The organism is Myroides sp. N17-2 (assembly GCF_002286775.1).
Classification (GTDB): Bacteria; Bacteroidota; Bacteroidia; order Flavobacteriales; family Flavobacteriaceae; genus Flavobacterium.
The window spans coordinates 57,744-79,052 of sequence record NZ_NSGJ01000020.1; the positions used below are offsets into that span (position 1 = coordinate 57,744).

19 protein-coding genes and 1 riboswitch are annotated in these 21,309 nt (G+C 34.3%); of the genes, 7 read left to right on the top strand and 12 right to left on the bottom strand.

Annotated features, from left to right (window positions below):
* Positions 1-21 precede the first annotated feature (21 nt).
* Positions 22-273, bottom strand: a complete 252-nt coding sequence (locus tag CF599_RS10035; RefSeq protein WP_121965896.1) for a hypothetical protein — start codon at positions 271-273, stop codon at positions 22-24.
* A 7-nt stretch (positions 274-280) separates the two neighbouring features.
* Complete coding sequence (locus CF599_RS10040) at positions 281-1,654, bottom strand: MATE family efflux transporter (RefSeq protein WP_121965897.1); 1,374 nt, start codon at positions 1,652-1,654, stop codon at positions 281-283.
* Positions 1,655-1,793: 139 nt separating this feature from the next.
* Between CF599_RS10040 and CF599_RS10045 the strand changes: the two genes are divergently transcribed.
* On the top strand, positions 1,794-2,318 hold the full coding sequence (locus CF599_RS10045; protein ID WP_121965898.1) for a hypothetical protein: 525 nt from the start codon (positions 1,794-1,796) through the stop codon (positions 2,316-2,318).
* A 213-nt stretch (positions 2,319-2,531) separates the two neighbouring features.
* Here the strand turns inward: CF599_RS10045 and CF599_RS10050 are convergent, their stop codons facing one another.
* Positions 2,532-3,410, bottom strand: a complete 879-nt coding sequence (locus CF599_RS10050; RefSeq protein ID WP_121965899.1) for a PPK2 family polyphosphate kinase — start codon at positions 3,408-3,410, stop codon at positions 2,532-2,534.
* 56 nt (positions 3,411-3,466) lie between these two features.
* Here CF599_RS10050 and CF599_RS10055 point away from each other — a divergent pair, with 56 nt between their 5' ends.
* Both CF599_RS10055 and CF599_RS10060 read left to right on the top strand, forming a co-directional pair.
* The gene (locus tag CF599_RS10055) at positions 3,467-4,306 is read left to right on the top strand and encodes a hypothetical protein (RefSeq protein WP_121965900.1); all 840 of its coding nucleotides are present in this window, start codon (positions 3,467-3,469) and stop codon (positions 4,304-4,306) included.
* Positions 4,307-4,460: 154 nt separating this feature from the next.
* Positions 4,461-5,156 carry a hypothetical protein gene (locus CF599_RS10060; protein WP_121965901.1) on the top strand — a complete coding sequence of 232 codons (696 nt, stop codon included), beginning with the start codon at positions 4,461-4,463 and terminating at the stop codon, positions 5,154-5,156.
* A 90-nt stretch (positions 5,157-5,246) separates the two neighbouring features.
* Here the strand turns inward: CF599_RS10060 and CF599_RS10065 are convergent, their stop codons facing one another.
* The 6 genes from CF599_RS10065 to nhaA all read right to left on the bottom strand — a co-directional run bounded on the left by CF599_RS10065 (position 5,247) and on the right by nhaA (position 13,601).
* Positions 5,247-6,434, bottom strand: a complete 1,188-nt coding sequence (locus CF599_RS10065) for an ABC transporter permease (protein ID WP_121965902.1) — start codon at positions 6,432-6,434, stop codon at positions 5,247-5,249.
* Positions 6,412-7,596: an ABC transporter permease gene (locus CF599_RS10070; RefSeq protein WP_121965903.1), complete on the bottom strand. Its 1,185-nt coding sequence runs from the start codon at positions 7,594-7,596 to the stop codon at positions 6,412-6,414. The genes CF599_RS10065 and CF599_RS10070 overlap by 23 nt, the downstream gene beginning before the upstream one ends.
* Before the next feature lie 8 nt (positions 7,597-7,604).
* Positions 7,605-8,591, bottom strand: a complete 987-nt coding sequence (locus CF599_RS10075; RefSeq protein WP_121965904.1) for an HlyD family secretion protein — start codon at positions 8,589-8,591, stop codon at positions 7,605-7,607.
* Between the two features lie 15 nt (positions 8,592-8,606).
* Positions 8,607-9,995 (bottom strand): TolC family protein, encoded by a 1,389-nt coding sequence (locus CF599_RS10080; RefSeq protein ID WP_254050276.1) that lies wholly within the window; start codon positions 9,993-9,995, stop codon positions 8,607-8,609.
* Between the two features lie 484 nt (positions 9,996-10,479).
* Positions 10,480-12,114, bottom strand: coding sequence for an ABC-F family ATP-binding cassette domain-containing protein (locus tag CF599_RS10085; protein WP_121965906.1), 1,635 nt, complete (start codon positions 12,112-12,114; stop codon positions 10,480-10,482).
* 134 nt (positions 12,115-12,248) lie between these two features.
* Positions 12,249-13,601: a Na+/H+ antiporter NhaA gene (nhaA, locus tag CF599_RS10090; RefSeq protein ID WP_121965907.1), complete on the bottom strand. Its 1,353-nt coding sequence runs from the start codon at positions 13,599-13,601 to the stop codon at positions 12,249-12,251.
* 1,248 nt (positions 13,602-14,849) lie between these two features.
* Here nhaA and lipA point away from each other — a divergent pair.
* Entirely contained in the window at positions 14,850-15,722 is an 873-nt protein-coding gene (gene lipA / locus CF599_RS10095) for a lipoyl synthase (RefSeq protein WP_121965908.1), read from the top strand.
* A 45-nt stretch (positions 15,723-15,767) separates the two neighbouring features.
* Positions 15,768-16,775 carry a type I glyceraldehyde-3-phosphate dehydrogenase gene (gene gap, locus CF599_RS10100; protein ID WP_121965909.1) on the top strand — a complete coding sequence of 336 codons (1,008 nt, stop codon included), beginning with the start codon at positions 15,768-15,770 and terminating at the stop codon, positions 16,773-16,775.
* Positions 16,776-16,986: 211 nt separating this feature from the next.
* On the opposite strand, the gene yajC is transcribed toward gap, so the two are convergent.
* Genes yajC through nusB form a run of 3 tightly spaced genes read right to left on the bottom strand, consistent with a single transcriptional unit; the run spans position 16,987 to position 18,697 of the window.
* Complete coding sequence (gene yajC / locus CF599_RS10105) at positions 16,987-17,262, bottom strand: preprotein translocase subunit YajC (protein WP_121965910.1); 276 nt, start codon at positions 17,260-17,262, stop codon at positions 16,987-16,989.
* A gap of 20 nt (positions 17,263-17,282) precedes the next feature.
* Positions 17,283-17,729 carry a DUF1573 domain-containing protein gene (locus tag CF599_RS10110; RefSeq protein WP_121965911.1) on the bottom strand — a complete coding sequence of 149 codons (447 nt, stop codon included), beginning with the start codon at positions 17,727-17,729 and terminating at the stop codon, positions 17,283-17,285.
* 26 nt (positions 17,730-17,755) lie between these two features.
* Positions 17,756-18,697, bottom strand: coding sequence for a transcription antitermination factor NusB (gene nusB, locus CF599_RS10115; RefSeq protein ID WP_121965912.1), 942 nt, complete (start codon positions 18,695-18,697; stop codon positions 17,756-17,758).
* A 247-nt stretch (positions 18,698-18,944) separates the two neighbouring features.
* Between nusB and CF599_RS10120 the strand changes: the two genes are divergently transcribed.
* Positions 18,945-20,696: an ABC transporter ATP-binding protein gene (locus CF599_RS10120; protein ID WP_121965913.1), complete on the top strand. Its 1,752-nt coding sequence runs from the start codon at positions 18,945-18,947 to the stop codon at positions 20,694-20,696.
* A 76-nt stretch (positions 20,697-20,772) separates the two neighbouring features.
* Entirely contained in the window at positions 20,773-21,132 is a 360-nt protein-coding gene (locus CF599_RS10125; RefSeq protein WP_121965914.1) for a PUR family DNA/RNA-binding protein, read from the top strand.
* Between the two features lie 93 nt (positions 21,133-21,225).
* Positions 21,226-21,293, top strand: a riboswitch (Fluoride riboswitch).
* Positions 21,294-21,309 lie beyond the last annotated feature (16 nt).

Consider the following 21,309-nt stretch of genomic DNA (forward strand, 5'->3'; position numbering starts at 1 on the left):
GGCAAGTCTAAAATAAGAATATTAGTCTTCTTCGTCTAATTCTTCATCGTCTACATAGCGCTCCATTTCTCTTTCGTAAAACGCTCCTGCTTTAACGATTAGTCCTTCCATTTCTACTTCTATCTCCTCTTCTTCAGACTCTTCTATCGTTTCTAAGAATTCTACCTCATCAGTATTTAAGTTGATGATAAATCTAGGAAAGTCTAAATGTATAATAAAGATATCCTCTGGATATTCTGTATTATCTGCTAGTACGAACTTTGGTAATTCCATATTATTTCTAATTATTATTTATTAATTTATTTGACAGCTTATGAAAACGCCAATAAAGACATACGGCTGCCATTGTCAATCCTGCTAATAGCCCTATCCATATTCCTGCTGCGCCTACACTAGTGTATAGTCCTAAATATATAGACACAGGGAAACCTATAATCCAATACGATATAAACGTAATAATCATCGGCATATTTACATCTTGAAGACCTCTTAATGCGCCTAATGTCACTACTTGAATACAATCTGATATTTGGAATACAGCTGCTACTAATAGTAATTTGCCTGCTAATTTAATCACTTCTTGATTCATTACAGCACTTTCGATGTTTTTATTATCTAAAAACAACATTGGAATATAGTTGTGGAATAAGACAAAGAGTAGCGCAAAAACCGTATAGATTAATACTGCCATCAAAATAATAGAACGAGCTACTACCCTTAACTGCACATAATCTTTTAACCCTCTCTGATTTCCAACTCTAATCATTGCTGCTACACTTAATCCACTGGCAAACATAAATGTCATAGATGACATACTCAACGCTATTTGATTTGCTGCCTGAGCTTCTGTCCCTATCATTCCTGATAACCACACAGCCCCAACGAATAAAGCAACTTCAAAGAAACTCATCATTCCTGATGGAATACCAATCTTAGTAATCCTAGTCACCATAGCTTTCTTTATCTCACTAAACTTTATATCGCTCATAAAAGGCTTAAATATATCCTGTTTATGTAAAGCAAAATGCATATATACTAACATAACTATACGCGCAATAAGTGTACCATAAGCAGCACCTATCATCCCCATTTTGGGGAATAACCACACACCGTGTATCAACGAATAACTCAATACAAGATTTGTTATATTAGTAATTAGGGTAGCATACATTGCATTTTTAGTCTTTGACTTACCATCTGCAAACTGCTTATACGCTTGATACATTACCAATGGAATTAAGGATAATGCGACTATATCTAAGAATGGTCTAGCTAGTGTAACTACCTCTTCTGGCTGTCCCATATAAATTAATAGTGGCTTGCAAAAATAGATTAGAGCAAACAATATTAATCCAACAGTAGTACATAAAAACAACCCATTGACAAATACAGAACGGCCTTCATTAACATCTTTTGCAGCATCACTATGTGCCACTAGAGGTGTTAAAGCTGTTGAAAATCCGACTCCTAAAGAAATACCTATAAAGACAAAACTATTGGCTAAAGACGCTGCCGCTAATTCTGTCGCACCTATTTTCCCTACTAATATATTATCAATTACCCCCACTACGGTGTGACCTAACATTGCTAATATAATAGGGTATGCTAATCGTATGTTATATCCGAATTCTTTATAATATACTGATAAATTCATTTACTTAATTTTTGTGCAAATATACTGAGTGTAGATTAAACTAGCTTCCCTTATTACGCGAATCAACAAAAACAAATTCTCAAACGGCAAGTTTATTGCAGTGCATTTAGTACAAACAACAAATAAAAACACAAAACTTATGTTCAAGCTCACTAAGAAAGTAGCCTTAGCTTCTATTGCTATTGCTACATTAGCGGCATTACCTGTAACAGCACAAAAAAAAGACAAACCCTATTACCCTAAAGGGTTTAGAGTTGGTTTCGGATTAAATGGTGGCCTACCACTGAACTCTGAATATAATGTAGCCGCAGGTATTGACGCAAGAATACAATATGATGTAAGCCAAAAAACATCATTTACACTTACCTCTGGTTATACTCATTTATTTGATGGAGATAATGGAGACTTAGGTTTAGTACCTGTTAAAGCAGGTTTTAAACAATTCTTAAACAAGAATATCTATGCGATGGGAGAGCTAGGAGCTGGTATAGGTACACATAAAGGTATGGGAAATACTTTTATATGGTCACCTGCTATAGGGTATGCTAATCGCTACGTAGATGTAAGTCTTCGCTACGAAAACTTTAATGATTATAATACAGACCAACTTGCTGTCCGTGTAGCCTACGGATTCTCTTTAAAAAAGAACAGCAAAAAGAAATAGCACATAACTGAACTATAAAGCCAATTCTACTACTAGAATTGGCTTTGTTATTTTAATTTAAATCTGTAGATAACATTTAAACGAGAATGAATTGTATAAAACAGAGCAAGATTAGTGATTAAAACACCCTGTAATGTGGTTTTAGAGCTATGTAAAGCTATGTAAAGTAGAATTTATTTATCGTAAATGGTAGTTGCCGATTTAAGGTAATACTTACTCTTCATTCTTTAATGTCTCGATATACATATCTAAATCTTTCTGAATCTCAGGAGCTAGTTTGGGCAACTTGATATCATCATATTTACTAAACACCTCTTCTAATATCTTAGCAAAAGTAAATCTACAGTATGCCTTATCATCCGCTGGTATCACATACCAAGGGCACTGATCAGTAGACGTTCTATTAATCGCTTCTTCATAATACTTTTGATAATCATCCCAATACTCTCTTTCTTTTACATCGCTTGGTTCGAACTTCCAATTGTGTTTCTCCTTTTCAAGTCGACGCAATATTCTCTTTTTCTGCTCTTTTTTACTTAGGTGCAAAAAGAACTTCAATACGATAACCCCATTATTAGCGATATGCTGTTCGAAGTTATTAATCTCCTCATAACGTTTATCCCAGAACTCTTCTGTTAGATCCGTTGGTTTCTCTATACCAGGTATCATCTCGTTCATTACCACTTGTGAATGCACACGTGAGATTAGTACATTCTCATAATGACTACGGTTAAACACAGTGAACTTCCCTCTCTCTGGCAGATTCACATAATGTCTCCATAGATAGTCGTGCTCTAATTCATACGAAGTTGGTTTTTTAAAACTCTGTACGACTACTCCTCTAGCATTAAATGATTTAAAAACTTCTCGTATTAAACTATCCTTACCTGCGGTATCCATTCCCTGAATACAGATTAGTACACTATAGCGATTATGCGCATACATGATATCTTGAAACTTACCTAAGTTGCGACTTAGCTTGTCTACTTTTCGAAAAGCTTTAGTCATAGAAAAGTTTAAATCGGGAACTGTAGAAAGTTCATCTAATTTCACTTTGCTATTGCCTACTCTATATTTTTCTTCTAAATTCATTTCATCACAATTAAAAGTTTAAATTACTACTTTATTTTAAAACAAACATTTATCTCATGAAACAAATTGCTTTAGAATTACTTTTTCATCTATTAGGTATAGGTGCTGCCTCAGGTCTGGTATATGAAGATAATCAGGTACATATTATCTCTGACAATTCTACTTACTTTTATCACTATAACTTAGAACAACAACATTTATACAAAACTTCATTATCTAGTGATAACTTAAGTGAAGAGAATATCTATAAAGCTGCTAAACCTGACTACGAATCTATTACGACAGATGGTGTCAACTACTATATTTTTGGTTCGGGGTCTAAACCCAACCGTATAAAATTAGTAGAAGTAAATAGATTGACTAATGAAGTGTTATCAGAGAATGAACTTGATATTCTTTATGATTCTATGAAGAGCTTTGCTAATCTAAGTGATGAGGACTTTAATATAGAGGGAGTAATCTATGATAACGACTTATGGTATTTCTTTAATAGAGGTAATGGTCCTAAAGGAGCTAATGGAATATTCGTGGTGAAGGGAAACAACATCTTAAATGACTTTCAAATCACCTATACTCCTATCAAACTACCGAAGCTTAATAAAGTACAAACAAGCTTTACTGATGCTATAAAAGTAGAGGATAAAATATACTTCCTTGCTGCTGCAGAAGATGGTAAATCAACTTATGCTGATGGAGAAATAAAAGGAACTATACTAGGAAGAATAAACACTTCAAAACTGAAAATAGAGAAAACACTAACCATTAGTAACACACACAAATTCGAAGGAATAACATTATATAGCCAAGAAGGTAACAACTTAGAGTTTTTACTATGTGAAGATCCTGATAATGATGAGAATAAATCAGGCATATACAAATTATCCATAAAGAATTAAAAACAAATCCCAATAAACAATACAAAATATCAATAAATTAAAAATAAAAGTCAATAATATTAATTTTTATAACTAATTTTAACCTTTATTAACATCTAAGTAATTTAATTAAACTACTAGAGAATAAACACTAAAATTTATAAAACATTAATATATGAATCCATTATTAATTGCTGCTATTGTAGTAGTATTTGGAGGTAGCTATGTGTACATATTTATGCTTCAAAAAAAGAATAAACAAGTAGCTAAAGAATATGAAGCTCCTGGTATGATAGCACAGAGTCAAGAATTTCAAGATGAACTGCTTCAACGAATGTTTAACCCGTTAGCACAACGCTTTACTAGTCAAGAAATAGATGCCTTCACTGAATGCGCTTACATTACAGACTTAACATCTAAAACGAAGAGTACATTATTAACAGGACTGAAAGTAATTGGTTATAGTTTAATTGGTGTTAGAGCTACTTACACACAGGCTGCTAATGCTGCATATTTAGTATTGATAGGTGAAGATCTACATTACATCCTTTTTCAAGAAGGAGAGCTTACAGATTTTTTCACAATGACTAGAAGTCAATTACAGAAAGCTAAAATAATAGATCTAAGCGCTGTTGACAAGACTACTAGAGTATATTCTACAATAGGAGATAAAGTTAGCAAAAAGCTTATCTTAGATAACAATGGTAAAACAACGGAAATTATATTCTTTGACCGAGTTTCTAAAGGTACACAAGGAATACCATTATCTGATTCTACTACTAATATTAAAGATATATTAGGTAAATGTAGAGTAATGGGAATACGCTTTCAAGATAAACTAAAAGAGCAGTACCCTCATCTAAAACATTAAACCCAGAATCAACATTAGCCATAGAACAAAAAAAGCAGAAGTATCACTACCTCTGCTTTTCTTTTGCTCTAATAATAAAGCTATATTGAATTATTTGTTTTCTCTTCTAAATCTTCTGTTTGTCCAGACTGCAAATATAAAATAAAAAAGACAAAGCCCCCACATTTTAATAAATACATCATTAATTTCAGACAACGATGCGCCGAACTGTGTTAATGACACGAATCCTTTCACCCCCAATGTACTTGGAGCCAAAACAGATACTGTCTTTATCCAAGCTGGAAAAGCGATAGTAGGCCAAGAAGTTCCACTTATCATCAGTGCTGGAATAGAAAATACAGTAATACTCATAATAGCATCTTCTCTGCGTTTAAAGAAGTTTACTAATCCCATTCCTAAGAAAGTGATGGATAATATAACAGGTATTAAGAATACTATTATCTCTATTAACTTTCCTCTCTGAGGTAGATTATAAACATGCATCACTATTAATATCTCTATTAATAATAGTACCATAGAGATGACTAAGTATGCTAATCCTCTCCCAAAAGTCAAAAATACATTACTAAATCTTCTTTTCTCTGCATAAGCGAATACTTGCGCAAATCTTCCACCTTCACGCAACGTTCCACCCATTATTCCCATAGCCGTTAACTGTAATGTCTGTAAAGCTATAATGAATACAACAGGCATTAAGAATGTAGCATATCCTACATTAATATTATATAATGGTACCGCAGTAACATTAAATGGTCGTCTTGTGGCTACAGCCTGATCCATAGGAGTACTTTGATTCATGGCTTTATTTACCTCTACCTGGGCATTAAATGTCCCCATCGATACCATTACAGCTCCTAATGTCTGTTTATAATACAGCATATACGAAGCATCAGCATACACTGATATAGCAGGTACCTCCCCTTTTTGCATATCCTTAGTAAAATCTTTTGGAATCATAATAATACCTCTAACTTCACCTTTATCATATATCTCTTTTGCAGCATCAAAATCAGTAGTTCTATAAACCACTTTTATCTGATGGGTGGCATCTATCATTCTACCTACTTGCTGCCCTAACTTTGCTTGATCATTATCTACAATGGCAACTGGTAAATCATCAAATGTCTCATGTGAATACACGTAAGAATAGAAAAAACCTACTAACATCACAGATAGCATATAAGACATCACTACAGCCGAATCCGAAAAGATAAGCTTAAACTCTCGCCTACAGGCTTCTATTATTAAAGCACAGTTATTTATCAATCCTCTCAACATTATACCCTCCTTTCTTCAATTTTTTATAATAAACAGGAATACACAATGCTCCTAAACATACGAATACAGCCATTGTTATAACATAATTCTGTTGAATGCTATTATATTGAATACCACGAATCGCATAATCTACTGTAAAGCGCATATACGAATGGAAGGGAAATATATAATTAAGCCCACGAGTGAATGCGCTCATCCCCTCTGGTGGAAATGTATAGCCAGCAAAAGAGAATGCTAATGCTGCATAAGACCCTCCAATAGTTAAGGCTGTACGCAAACTTGATAAAAGAGTGGCTACAAAGAAAGCCATACTCTGACACACAACCACGAACGAACAAAAGAACAAATTCAACACAAAGAAATTTCCTCTAAAAGGAACTCCAATCTTATAATACAACAGTGAATTCATTAATAACCCTAGTAAACAGAAGACTAAAGTATATGGTAATATTCGAGCTATAATAGCGACAAATATATTATCATTACTTCGCTCTAATAATTCTTTACCTCGATTATACCTAAGCACTGAACCAAATGCATAAATAGAGATTACCATAATAATAATCTGAAAAGACATCGGCATAAAAGCTACATTAAGATAATAACCATAACTTGTATATGGGTTATATAACACGTGGCTATTAGTGCCCGAAGGCACTACTGTAGCAACCGCTTGATCAGCCATTAACCCACTCTGTTCTAAGCTCATTATCTTTGCTCCTGCTGCAAAACTACCAGCTGTCAACTGAAAGTCTCTTTGGATTAAACCAGCAGGCAATAGATACTGTCCATTATAGTAACATACTACATTAGTATAGATGCTCTTCTGTATATTCTTCTGAAAGTCCTTAGGAATTATAATTAGTGCATAAGAGTCTCCTCTACGGATAGTCTTTTGACCTTCTAATTCATCAGCTACTTCATACGCTATATCCATACTCGCAGTAGCATCTATCATACGGCCCAACTGACGAGACAACTTACTTTTGTCTAGATCCAATAGCGTAACTGGCAAATCTCTCGAAATACCTTTACTCAATAAGGAAAAGTAAAAATAGAATAGCATCACAGGCACTCCTATCATTAAGACTAATAGTCTAGGTGAAGAGAATATCCGAACACACTCATCTTTAAATATAGATAAAAAACCTTTTTTCGTCATTAAAACATCTATTTCAAACTACTTTCTAATACTAATGCGCTCATACCTGGTCTAAGTCCCTCTACTTTCTTAGTAGGGTAGGCTTTAATCTGAAATGTCTTCATATCAAAATCACCTTTAGTCTTAGTTGCTGTCCACGTTGCATAATCTCCCTGAGCAGCGATATACTTCACTTCTAATTCTACTAATTCATCACCTAAAGCAGGGAATCTAGCCATAAACTTACCATTCATCTTAAACTTTGGCATTAGATCTTCTTTTATATTAAAATAAACCCATACATCTGACAAGTCTACTAGATTAACTACTGGATACCCAGAGTTAACGATCTCTCCTTTATTAGGCATAATACTAAGTACTTCTCCATTTTGAGGAGCTTTAACATCTCCTTCTCCTTTTAGGGATAATACCTCATTTACTGCTCCTTGTGCTTGTCCCACCATCGCTAATGCAGCTGCTTTATCTTCTACACGAGCACCTTTTTGTACCATTTGGTACTTAGCATAAGCTGCTTTCTCTACTTCTTGAGAAGCTTTGTATTGCGTATAAGCTTCATCTCTTTTTTGAGCAGGAACTACCTTTTCATTAAATAAATTATCTACTCGCTTATACGTTTTTTCTGCTAATTCAGATCCAGCCTTAGCTTGTTGCCACATATTATAAGTAGCAGATATCTCTTCTCCTCTTGCCCCTTTATTCGCTTTGTCATCCATAGCTTGAGCTGCCTTTCTAGCAGACTCTGCTTGTAATAACTTAGCATCTATCTCAGGAGTACTTATCTTTAATAATAAATCACCAGCTTTAACCTGTTGTCCCTCTTTTACTAAAATATCCTCTACACGTCCAGGTATTTTTGAAGCTACATTAATCTGTGTAGCATCTACCTGTCCTTGTAAATAAGTCTCTGTAGGAGCACTCATATACCATAGTGAGATTATTAAAATCAAAAGTACTATTACGATTGCAACGATTGCACTTACAACTTTATTCTTCATTTCTTAAAGCTTATATTAGTTTGTGTATTGTAAAAAATCATGACTTAATCCAGCTACTTCGAATAGCGATGCCACTCCTACTGCATAATTATAATTAGCCTGTAGCTTCATTAGTCTTACTCCTGACAGATTCATCTCTGCATCTACTACTTCTGTAGAAGTAGCAAAACCTTCTGAGAAAGCCTTGTTTCGAACGCGAAGATACTCTATAGCCAACTTCTCTTGTACATTAAGATTCTTTATCTGATCCTCTTGTTTCTGTATATCTTGATACAACTTTGCCACTAGCATTTTCACATCACTCTTAGCTTTAGCCTCGAATAATTCAACACTTTCTCTAGTTGCTTTAGCTGCTCTAATTTCATTTCTATTCTTAAACCCTTCAAATAAGGTATAGGTAACTCCTACCCCTACTACCCAAGGTTTATTGTCTTTTTCTCCTACTAAAATAGGATTGTTATGAGCTAAAATAGTTTGACCGAATCCGAATACTGTTGGGTAATTAGCAGACTGTTTTACTTTAACTCCTTGATCAGCTAATTCTTTTTGCAATACTAATTTCTGCAAATCTGGATAATTATCATTTGCTGACTCCTGAAAGAAACTTACATTCTCTAATTGTGGAATAGAAAAGAAATCACTGCCTAGATTAGCAGTCACTTCATCCATTTCTAATGTATTCGCTAGAGCTAATCTAGCTAACTGTGCATCTTTTAGAGCACCATCTAATTGTCTATTTGCTTCTGATACTGCCACGTCCGCACTCATCTTCTCTACAGTAGCGATCATACCATGCTCCTCTAACTTTGTTGCATCGTGTAAATGCTTGTTCATTCCCTCTAGCACTGCTTTACGCACTATAACTGCTTCTTCTGCTAACTTTACAGAATAATAACGCTGAGCTAACTCGGTAATCAACTTATTCTTTGTCTTCTCAAGATCTTTTTCTCCCATTTTGCTCTGAATCTCATGCGCTTTTATTGCTGCATTGATCTTCCCTCCTGTATATAAAGGCCAGGTCGCCATAAATCCTCCGAATGCCATATCTCGCTTATTAAACGACATAGACCAATTCCCTAATATATCAGGATTAGGCAAGTGAACAAAATCACCTATTCCATTTTTCAATCCATTCAAATCTACACCTATTGACCGCCCTACATATAATCCTCCTCCAAAAGCACGAACTGATGGGTAACGCAATCCCTTCGTTGCTTCCCATTCATAATGATGTATCTCTTCTTGTTTTTCTACTGCTTTAATAAGACTATTATCTTGATACATCTTATTATACGCCTCAGTGAATGTCATACCTTCTTGAGCATACACTGAACTAGACATACTAAAACAGAATAAAACTCCTCCTATAACTGAAAGATAATTCTTAAAATCTAATCGCTTCATTAACATACCTTCTATTTATATACTTGCAAATATAAAGACTATACTTCAATTATTATATTTTACCTAAAATTACCAATAAATTTAAACTTTTTTAGCATAAACCAACATTAACTTTTGTCATTTTTTATCATTTACTGCTAGATTACCTTTAAAACACAACTACACCTACTTCCCTATCGATAAAAACCAATCTAATCACAACGAACTAATCACAAAAGATATGCCACGTTACACTTATAACGACATACTTCAAACTAGTATATAAAAAAACCTCAATAAGTAAATAACTTATTGAGGCATAACTACAATCGAACTGATTGTCATCTATTACCTTAAATCTGTAACCACCATTTACTGCGAATAAATTCTACTTTACATAGCTTCAATTAGCTCTAAAACCACACTAAAGTGTGCTTTCGTCACTAATTTTACTCTGTTTTGTATAATTTATTCTCGTTTAAATGTTATCTGCAGATTTAAGGTATTATTTTTTCTCGATCTCTCTAAGACTTTCCATCTTTTTCAATTCTAAGAATCCTTTGATATCTTCGAAGTGTTCTACCACTCGTTTATTTCCAAACTCAAATACTTTCTCTGCTAATCCATCTAAGAAATCACGGTCGTGAGATACTAAGATCACTGTTCCCTCAAATTCCTTCAAAGCATCCTTGATAATATCCTTCGTCTTCATGTCTAAGTGGTTCGTTGGCTCATCCAGAATCAATACATTATAAGGTTCTAACAATAGTTTTACCATCGCTAAACGAGTCTTCTCTCCTCCAGACAATACCTTTACTTTCTTTTGAATATCATCTCCAGAGAACATAAATGCCCCTAAGATATTCTTAATCTGTGTTCTGATATCTCCCTCTGCAATTCTATCTACCGTTTCAAATATCGTTTGATTCTCATCTAATAATGAAGCTTGATTCTGTGCGAAATATCCCACCTGAACATTATGACCTAACTCTAAACTTCCTTCGAAGTCTATTTCTTTCATAATTGCCTTAATCATAGTAGATTTACCCTCACCATTCTTTCCTACGAAAGATACTTTCTGTCCACGCTCTACTACTATACTTGCATCCTTAAACACTACGTGATCACCATACTTCTTAGAAAGCTCTTTCACTACGATAGGATACTGTCCTGAACGTGCAGCTGGTGGAAATTTTAATCTCAATGCTGAGTTATCTACTTCATCTACTTCGATAATATCTAACTTTTCTAACATCTTAACACGTGACTGTACTTGCAACGTTTTAGAATATGTTCCTTTAAATCGCTCGATGAACTCCGTATTTTCAGCAATCATCTTTTGTTGCTCCTCATACGCTTTTAACTGGTGAGCACGTCTATCTTGACGCAATACTAAATAATCAGAATATTTAGCTTTGTAATCATAGATTTTACCCATCGTTACTTCTATCGTACGATTAGTAATATTATCAACGAATGCACGGTCATGCGAAATAACCATAACAGCCTTAGCCGAATTAATCAAGAAATCTTCTAACCACTGAATACTCTCGATATCCATGTGGTTCGTAGGTTCATCCAATAAAATCAAATCTGGCTTAAGCAATAATATTTTTGCTAATTCGATACGCATTCTCCATCCTCCACTAAATTCAGAAGTAGGGCGTGAAAAATCTTCTCTTGTAAACCCTAATCCTTTAAGAATCTTCTCTACCTCTGCCTCATAATTCACTTCTTCGATAGAATAGAACTTCTCACTTAACTCAGATACTCTCTCGATCAACTTCATATAAGCATCACTCTCATAATCTGTACGGACAGTCAGTTCTTCATTAAGCTCATCTATCTCTTTTTTCATTGAGAATACCTCAGAGAACGCTTTAGAAGTTTCCTCCATTACTGTACAGTTATCAGCAGTCAGTAAGTGCTGTGGTAAGTATGCTATAACAGCATCCTTAGGTGCAGATATAGCTCCAGATGAAGGCTTATTTTCCCCTGCTACTATCTTTAATAAAGTAGATTTTCCTGCTCCATTTTTTCCCATTAGAGCAATCTTGTCGTTTTCATTGATTGAAAAATTGACACCACTAAATAAAGTAGTACCTCCGAACTGAACTGAAATATCGTTAACTGTAATCATGTAACTGCGTGTATCTGTTTTGAATTAAGTTGCAAATATAGTATTTGTTAAAGACCAACCACTACATTTAGAACATAAAAAAAGCTCTGTAAAATTAAATTTCACAGAGCTCGTTTATATATTATTTAGAATTTCTATTCTGCTTGTACTCCTGTTTTCTTACCACTCATAAATAACAAGATATATCCTATAATACCACCAAGACCTGATGCCATAAGAATACCTAACTTAGCCTGATCTGGGAAGTCTGGATGAAGATTAACATCAAAAGCTAATTCAGTAACGAATAATGACATCGTAAATCCAATAGCTGCTAAGAATCCTAATCCTAATAAATTAGTATACGTCATTCCCTTAGGCATAGGAACTACTTTTAGCTTGATCAATAGACCTGTTAGACCAGCTACTCCGATAACTTTACCTACTAATAGTCCGAAAGCTACCCCTAATGTCACAGCACTTAATCCTCCATCACCTAAATGAATAGGAATAGCCGCATTCGCTAATGCGAAAACTGGCATTACAAAGAATGATACAAAAGTATGCATATTGTGCTCTAATCGAATAGATGGCGGTAGTGCACTAGCAGATAACTCTTTTAAATCCTGTACACATTCCATTTGTTCTCCTGTCAAATGAGGAATCTTATCATCTGGATCTATCTTATTAAAACGCTCTTTTAACTTATTTAATTTAGCTACGAAATATGACTCGTGTACTTTAGCTTTACTTGGAATAGCAAAAGCTACTAACACAGAAGCAATAGTAGCATGTACTCCTGATAATAAGAAACATAACCACACTCCACCGATACCGATAACAGCGTAGTATACTGTATTTCTAACTCCGATAAAGTTACTTAATAACAACAAACCAAAGAACCCTAATCCCATACCTAAATGAAGCATAGATAACTCATTCGTATAGAATACTGCGATAACTAATACAGCTCCTAAATCATCTGCTATAGCTAATGCTGTTAAGAACACTTTTAATGAAGTAGGTACCTTATCTCCTAATAAGAATAATACCCCTAATGCAAAAGCAATATCAGTTGCCATCGGGATTCCCCATCCATGAGCAGCATCTGTACCTGCATTAAAGAATGTATATACTAAAGCTGGTACTACCATCCCTCCTATTGCTGCGATGATAGGTAACATCGCTTTCTTAGGTGAAGATAGCTCTCCAGTAGTTAATTCACGTTTAAGTTCTAACCCCACTACAAAGAAGAAGATAGCCATAAGACCGTCATTTACCCATAGTTTAAGTGAGTGGTTTAAAACCATATCATTTAACGAAAAGCCTATATGAGTATCATCCCAAAAACTTACATACGCATCAGCCCACTGTGAGTTGGCCATAAAAATAGCAAACATCGCTGCTACGAATAATACCATTCCCCCTGATGTAGACTTGCTCATGAAGCGACTCATCGGATTTGAAATCCACTTATCTGCTGGGGTTACCTTAATTTGATCTTCCATTATGTTGTTTAATAAATAATAGCGAATATATATTTTCTCTACTGTTTACACAAGTATATACCGTATTTTTTACAAATATCTAAATTAATAACAGTAAAGAACTTCTTCTTTTAAACATTTCACAGTTATACACTAAACACTCCTAAACGCCTAACTCACTATATTAACCTCACTAAACATTCGTTTTTTTTATCATTCTAGAAAATTTATTCCCCTTTTTAAATGAAGTACATAAATCCTATAGTAACATTACATCACAATCGCTCTAATTAGTTCATTGATAATTTACTAAATCTCGTTAAAGAAAAAACATCTACTAGCTTAAACCAAACAATCTCTAGTTCATCTCCCTTCTAATCAAAATCTAGTCCCTCCCAAAACATGCTCCTAGCACAGAAAACTAGACATTCATAAAAAGCAATTGAGAGCAAAAAAACTTTTAGGGTAATTATAAAATATAACAACCCCTTGCTGATATCTCCCGAATAAGTGCAGTTTCACTGCCCTATTCCTGCTCAGAAGGTCTGATTCAGCAAGCGTACCTCACTAGTACCTCACGCATTGCTCAACGAAAGAATATCCCAAATAACGGAAATAAACCTCTCCTTAAATTTGATTGTGATTATAAAACCTAATTTGCTGGCGCAGATTTTAATCTGTGCCTCCTCCTCTTTCAAGACACTTGCAAAGGTCAGTATAGTAAAACTAGGATTTTTAGCAGAGGGAAGAAAACGCCACTTTTGACCACTTTTTGCCTAATTTTACCTATGCTGTCTTAAACTGCCCGTAATTATACATAATCGTCAATCCCTTATATACAAAGGGCTGAAGATAGCATATTGGAGGGTTTGTTCGGGAAGAGTTGTAGAAGGCTTTTGTAGTTGTTCGGAAAACAGGCCCTCTTTCCGAACGATTGCTGGATTCTTCCACAGCCCTTCCGAAGAAAAGGGTATTTCAAACTAAACAAACAACTACTAATCAATATATTAAATTTTAAAAAGTGGCTTTTTTAGGCAAAAAGTGGTCATTTTTGGTCTTTTTTGCCTAAAAGTTCCTTAGCGCATCAAAAAGATTCTTGACAATTGTACTTTTGTCATGTAGTTAAATATACACAATAATTTGTTTTTTATCTCCTCTACTTCCAATTTTTAACTCAATTGTTAATTTTGATTTTAGGATGCTTTTTACAGATTTAAGACGATAAAAGTCTTAAGAATAAGTATATTTGTACTTTCATAAAATGATACTATGGATACAATCTTAGACACCAATATAGAACCTAAAGCTAAACCAAAATGGCTACGTGTGAAGCTTCCTACAGGGAAGAAGTACACTGAACTTAGAGGTTTAGTAGATAAATATAAACTTAACACAATCTGTACTTCAGGTAGTTGTCCTAATATGGGAGAATGCTGGGGAGAGGGAACGGCTACATTTATGATATTAGGAAATATCTGTACGCGTTCTTGTGGATTCTGTGGAGTAAAAACAGGACGTCCTGAGACAGTGGATTGGGATGAACCAGAGAAAGTAGCTCGTTCGATCAAATTAATGTCTATCAAACACGCTGTTATCACTAGTGTGGATAGAGATGACCTTAAAGACGGTGGATCTATTATCTGGGCAGAAACTGTGCAAGCAGTGAGAAGAATCAGTCCTGGTACAACAATGGAAACATTGATACCTGACTTCCAAGGAATAGAGAGAAATATAGATCGTATCATCGAAGTCAATCCTGAGATCGTATCTCACAATATGGAAACGGTAAGAAGACTGACGCGTGAAGTACGTATACAGGCTAAATACGATAGAAGTTTAGAAGTACTTAGATATCTAAAAGAAAAAGGTATCAACAGAACGAAGTCTGGTATCATGCTAGGTCTAGGAGAAACTGAAGAAGAGGTAATCCAAACAATGCATGACCTTAGAGCAGTAAACTTAGATGTATTAACCATCGGTCAATACTTACAACCAAGTAAGAAACACCTTCCTGTAAAAGAGTTTATCACTCCTGAGCAGTTTGAGAAATACGAGAAAATAGGACTAGAATTAGGCTTTAGACACGTAGAGAGTGGTGCTTTAGTTCGCTCTTCTTACAGAGCTCAAAAACACCTACTTTAGTATAATTAAGGTCGCGTTCTACGCGACCTTCTTCTTTTAAAAGTTATGACTAAAATAAAAATAGCTATAAATGGTTTCGGACGTATAGGACGCAACCTTTTTAAACTTCTCCTAGATCATCCTACGATACAAGTAGTCGCTATAAATGATCTAGCGGATGCACAGACGATGGCGCATCTACTTAAATACGATAGTATACACGGTATTCTCAAAAAAGAAGTTTCTTTTGACGAAAACCACATTATCGTAGAGAATACTAAAATACCATTCTTCAGAGAAAGTGAGATTACAGGATTAGACTGGACATCTCTAGATATAGACTATGTAGTAGAAGCGACTGGTCGTAGAAAAACACATAGCTTACTAGAACAACATATTCAACAAGGTGCTAAACGTGTCATCCTATCTGTACCACCAGAGGATAACGCCATAAAGACTATCGTACTAGGAGTTAATCACGATATCCTAACAGGAGAAGAACTAATCATCTCTAACGCGAGCTGTACTACTAATAATGCTGCTCCGATGGTCAAGGTGATTAAAGAGCTATGTGGTATAGAGCATGCGTACATTACTACTGTACACTCTTATACAACTGATCAAAGTTTACATGATCAGCCACATAAAGATCTGCGAAGAGCTAGAGGCGCTGCTCAGTCTATAGTCCCTACTACAACTGGTGCTGCGAAGGCATTGTCTAAGATATTCCCTGAATATGAAGGCAAAATCGGTGGTGGTGGTATCCGTGTACCTGTACCTGATGGATCACTAACTGACATTACGTGTATTGTCAAAAGAAAAGTAGAAATAGAGGAAATAAATGAAGCATTCAGAAAAGCTGCTGAAGGAGAACTAAAAGGCATCTTAGCCTATACTTCTGATCCTATCGTCTCTGTAGATATCATAGGTAACACGAACTCGTGTTTATATGATTCACAACTGACTTCAGTATTAGATAAGATGGTAAAGGTAGTAGGATGGTATGATAATGAGATAGGATATTCGTCTCGATTAATAGACCTAATTACTTACTTCGAGAAGATTAAAAAGTAAAAGCATAAAAAAACCACCTTCAATGAAGGTGGTTTTTTTATATATAAGCTAACCTTAAATCTACAACTACCATATACTGTGAATTAATTCTACTTTACATAGCTTCAATTAACTCTAAAACCACACTAGAGTGTGCTTTAATCGCTAATCTTGCTCTGTTTTGTACAATTTCATTCTCGTTTAAATGTTATCTACAGATTTAAGGTGCTAATTACTTTTTCTCATTCATTTTTTGGCTCATTTCCATAGAGATTGCAGAACGCTCCATAAGTAATTTACCAGCCATTGTTTCGATAACAACTGTAGTATCGTTTAATTCATTGATTCTACCGTGAATTCCAGACTTAGTAACAATACGATCACCTACTTTGATAGCAGCTTCATAAGCTTTCTCTTGTTTCATTTTCTTTTGTTGTGGGCGAATCATTAAAAAGTAGATTACCACAAACATTAAAATTATAGGCAAAAATTGTTGAATGTTTTCCATTTGGTTTAATTTATAAATTATTAATTACTACGAAGTCCTACGTTAGCTTTAATTGTAAGTATTTCTTCTGCTTTTTCTGTATTAGTTACCAAAGTTACAGTTTTTTGCTGTTGTCCTTCAGCACCTGTTTGAAACTTAACAGTTAATTTAGAAGTTTCTCCAGGTTTAATAGGTGTCTTTTGATATTCAGGAACAGTACATCCACAAGAAGCACTAGCATTGATAATAATTAAATCCGCTTTACCTGTATTCGTTATTTCGAACTCAGTAGTTACTGCTTCATTATTAAGAATATTTCCGAAATCATGTGTAGTTCTATCAAACTTGATTACAGGAAATTCACCATTAGCATTAGCTCCAGCTACAGCCGCTACATTGTCTTGATTTATCTGACTCGAAGCATTGTTATCTTTACAAGAAACAACTGCAAACGCTAAACCTAGTGTTAATAAAATAATTTTTTTCATAATTCTTAGTTTGGTTTAAGTCAAGGTTATAGTAATCCTTTTCCTATTTTATTTAATCTATCCTCTGATGTATATGCTTTTGAGATATTATCAAGTACACCGTTGATAAAAATACTACTTTTATCAGTAGAATATTCTTTAACGATCTCTAAATATTCGTTAATAGTAACTTTTACAGGAATAGAGTTAAACTTAAGGAATTCACAGATAGCCATTCTTAAGACAATAGTATCTAACTCTGCGATACGCTCTGGATCCCAGTTAGGAGTTTTATCTTCGAACTCTTTCGTTAATTCATTAAAGTTTAAGATTGTTTTTCTATATAAATTGATAGCGAAGTCTTGATCTTCAGAATCTTTATATAACTTAGGTACGATAAACTGTACATCGCGTTCTTTAAGCTGGCGAAGTTGTTTTTGGATCATTGTATTCACTACAGGAACATCATCTAACCAAGTAAGTTTACTATCTTCTAAGAATTCGTATACTTTCTCATTAGGAGCGATAACTTCAGTAAAAATATCACATACGAACTGACGGTCATCATCAAATGTCACTTCACTCTTAGCCATATACGCTTTAAAGAAAGTACTTTCTTTAACTTCGTCTAATAACATTTGGATATAGTGATCGTGTACTTGCCAAGTAGTAATTCCTTTCTCTTCTAATTTATTAGAAATAGATGTAGAATTCTCTAACAAGTCTAAGACTCTATTCTCGATAAAACGCTTGCTTGGGTTTCGTTCTGCTGCTGTAGCTAAATGTTTCTTTTGTGCTAGGGAGATATACTCGACTTCCTTTCTTCTAATCTCGATTAATGTAGAAATCATTAATAAGTATAGATCTTGTAGATTTTCTATACTGTTGATTAGAAACTTTTCTCCTGACTGAATTTGTTCAGAATTACTTTGTTGCATTGCATAAAGCGTTTGCATAACCTTTATACGAATGTGTCTTCTGTTTAACATGCTGCTTAAGAACTTTTAAATATGTGATTGTTGTTTGTATAACTGCACAAAGGTATAAAAATATCGTTTTAATCAAATTAGAATTTTACTAGAACTGCATATTTTAACTTGAATTTTAAGAATTTATTTAAAATCACACAATTTAGGATCCCTAATAAACCTTTATATTTGCAACTCTTAGCGGGTGTTATGACCTGAAATCAACGAATTAAAAAAAAGTGCTATTTATTTAGCATTATATCTAAATATGAGTGCATTAAGCCAATTAAATAAGTACTTTTTTAAGTACAAGTACCGTTTCTTAGTGGGGGTAACCATCACGATAGCGGCACAGATATTCACTTTATATACGCCTAAACTAGTCGGTGACTCTATCCGTACCCTAGAACAAATGACTGTATTCGATAAAGGAGAAGTTACTTCTATCTTATTAAATAATATCATTTGGATTCTTATCACTACTCTAGTAGCTGGGTTCTTAACTTTCTTAATGAGACAGACACTTATCGTGATGTCACGTCATATAGAATTTGACCTTAAGAATGATGTGTTTAAGCACTATGAAGTATTATCACAAAACTTTTATAAGCGCAATAGAACAGGTGATTTAATGAACCGAATCAGTGAAGATGTCGGTAAAGTAAGACAGTATGTAGGGCCTGCTGTAATGTATTCTATTAATACACTAATAAGATTTGCGGTAGTGTTAACACAGATGTACTTAATCTCGCCTCAGCTTACCTTCTACTCTTTATTACCCCTACCGTTATTAGGATATTATATCTTTAAACTAAGTAGACAGATTAATGAGAGAAGTTCTATATTCCAAGCAAACTTATCAAAGTTAACGACATTCACACAAGAGATGTTCTCAGGTATCCGAGTGATCAAGGCCTACTCTATCGAGCAAGATAAACAAAATGAGTTTAGAGAACTGACACAAGAAAGTAAAGATAAGTACTTAAAACTAGCCAAAACAAGCGCGTTAATCGCTCCACTGATGATATTCTTAATCGGGTTAAGTAACCTAGTGGTTATCGCAGTTGGCGCGCTAATGTTCTTTAATGGGCAGATACCTGATATCGGTATTATCGCACAGTTTATCTTATACATTAATATGTTGACTTGGCCAGTGGCATCACTTGGATGGGTATCTACCATGATCCAAGAGGCTGAGGCTTCTCAGAAGCGTATTAACGAGTTCTTAAATGAGAAACCCGAAATCTATAATACTAATCCTAATGAAACTGTTGTAAACGGGAAAATAGTATTTGACAATGTATCTTATACGTATGAAGATACAGGTATTAAAGCCTTACAGGGTGTCTCATTCACTCTAGAGAGAGGCAAAACACTTGCTATATTAGGTAAAACAGGGTCTGGTAAATCTACATTATTAACGCTAATAAGCAGGATGTATGATGTAGGACAGGGTACTATCTATATAGATGATACACCTATCAAAGACTGCAATCTTAAAAATCTTAGACAAGCAGTAGCTGTAGTCCCACAAGACGCATTCTTATTCTCTGATAGTATCAGTAACAATATCCGCTTCGGTAAAGAAAACGCTACAGAAGAAGAAATAATAGAAGTAGCGAAGAAAGCTGTAGTACACGAAAACATTGTACAATTTAATGAGGGGTATAACACAATATTAGGAGAAAGAGGATTAACACTATCTGGAGGTCAAAAACAACGTGTTTCTATCGCTAGAGCACTAATCAAAGATGCTCCTATCTTAATATTAGACGATGCTTTATCAGCTGTGGACACAGAAACTGAAGAGAAAATACTTCAAAATCTAGAAAAGCACAGTAAGGATATTACCACCCTAATCGTAACACATAGAGTATCTTCTGCTAAAAATGCGGACCAAATTATAGTACTGGATAATGGCAAAATAGTAGAACAAGGAACACATGACGAACTTATAAACACAGCAGGGTACTACAGTGAGTTATACCAAAAACAATTAAATGAAAAAGAATTGTTATAATTAGTTGGTTTATTAGGTTTTTTTTTAGACTTTTGAATGCTATATGAACAAATCAATTAATTGATAAGAAGGAATTATGAGAGATAACGAAATGTTAGAAAAAGAAGAAATTTTTTCAAAAGTACTTAGAGCAGGAAGAAGAACATATTTCTTTGATGTTAGATCTACAAAGGCAGATGACTATTACATAACAATTACTGAGAGTAAAAAGTTCACAGAAGATGATGGATCTTTTCACTTTAAAAAACACAAAATCTACTTATACAAAGAAGATTTCGGAGCGTTTAGAGAGATCTTAGATGAGATGACTCAGTTCGTAGTAGATCACAAGGGAGAAGAAGTTATCTCTGAAAGACACCAAAAAGATTTCAAAAAAGAATATTCGTCAGAAGATGAAGTAAGTTCATTTACTGATGTTGATTTTGACGATATTTAATAGATTACAAAATAAAACGAGTCCAAGTTATTTAGCTTGGACTTTTTTTATACCTTTGTTTTACGCTATTATGATTTACAGCATACTAGCACATACATTATAGGCAATGATGTCTGCCTCGAACCGCTTCTTTATTGAATGCTGATGACGTCTACCATAAATAGTAATTTACTAAAT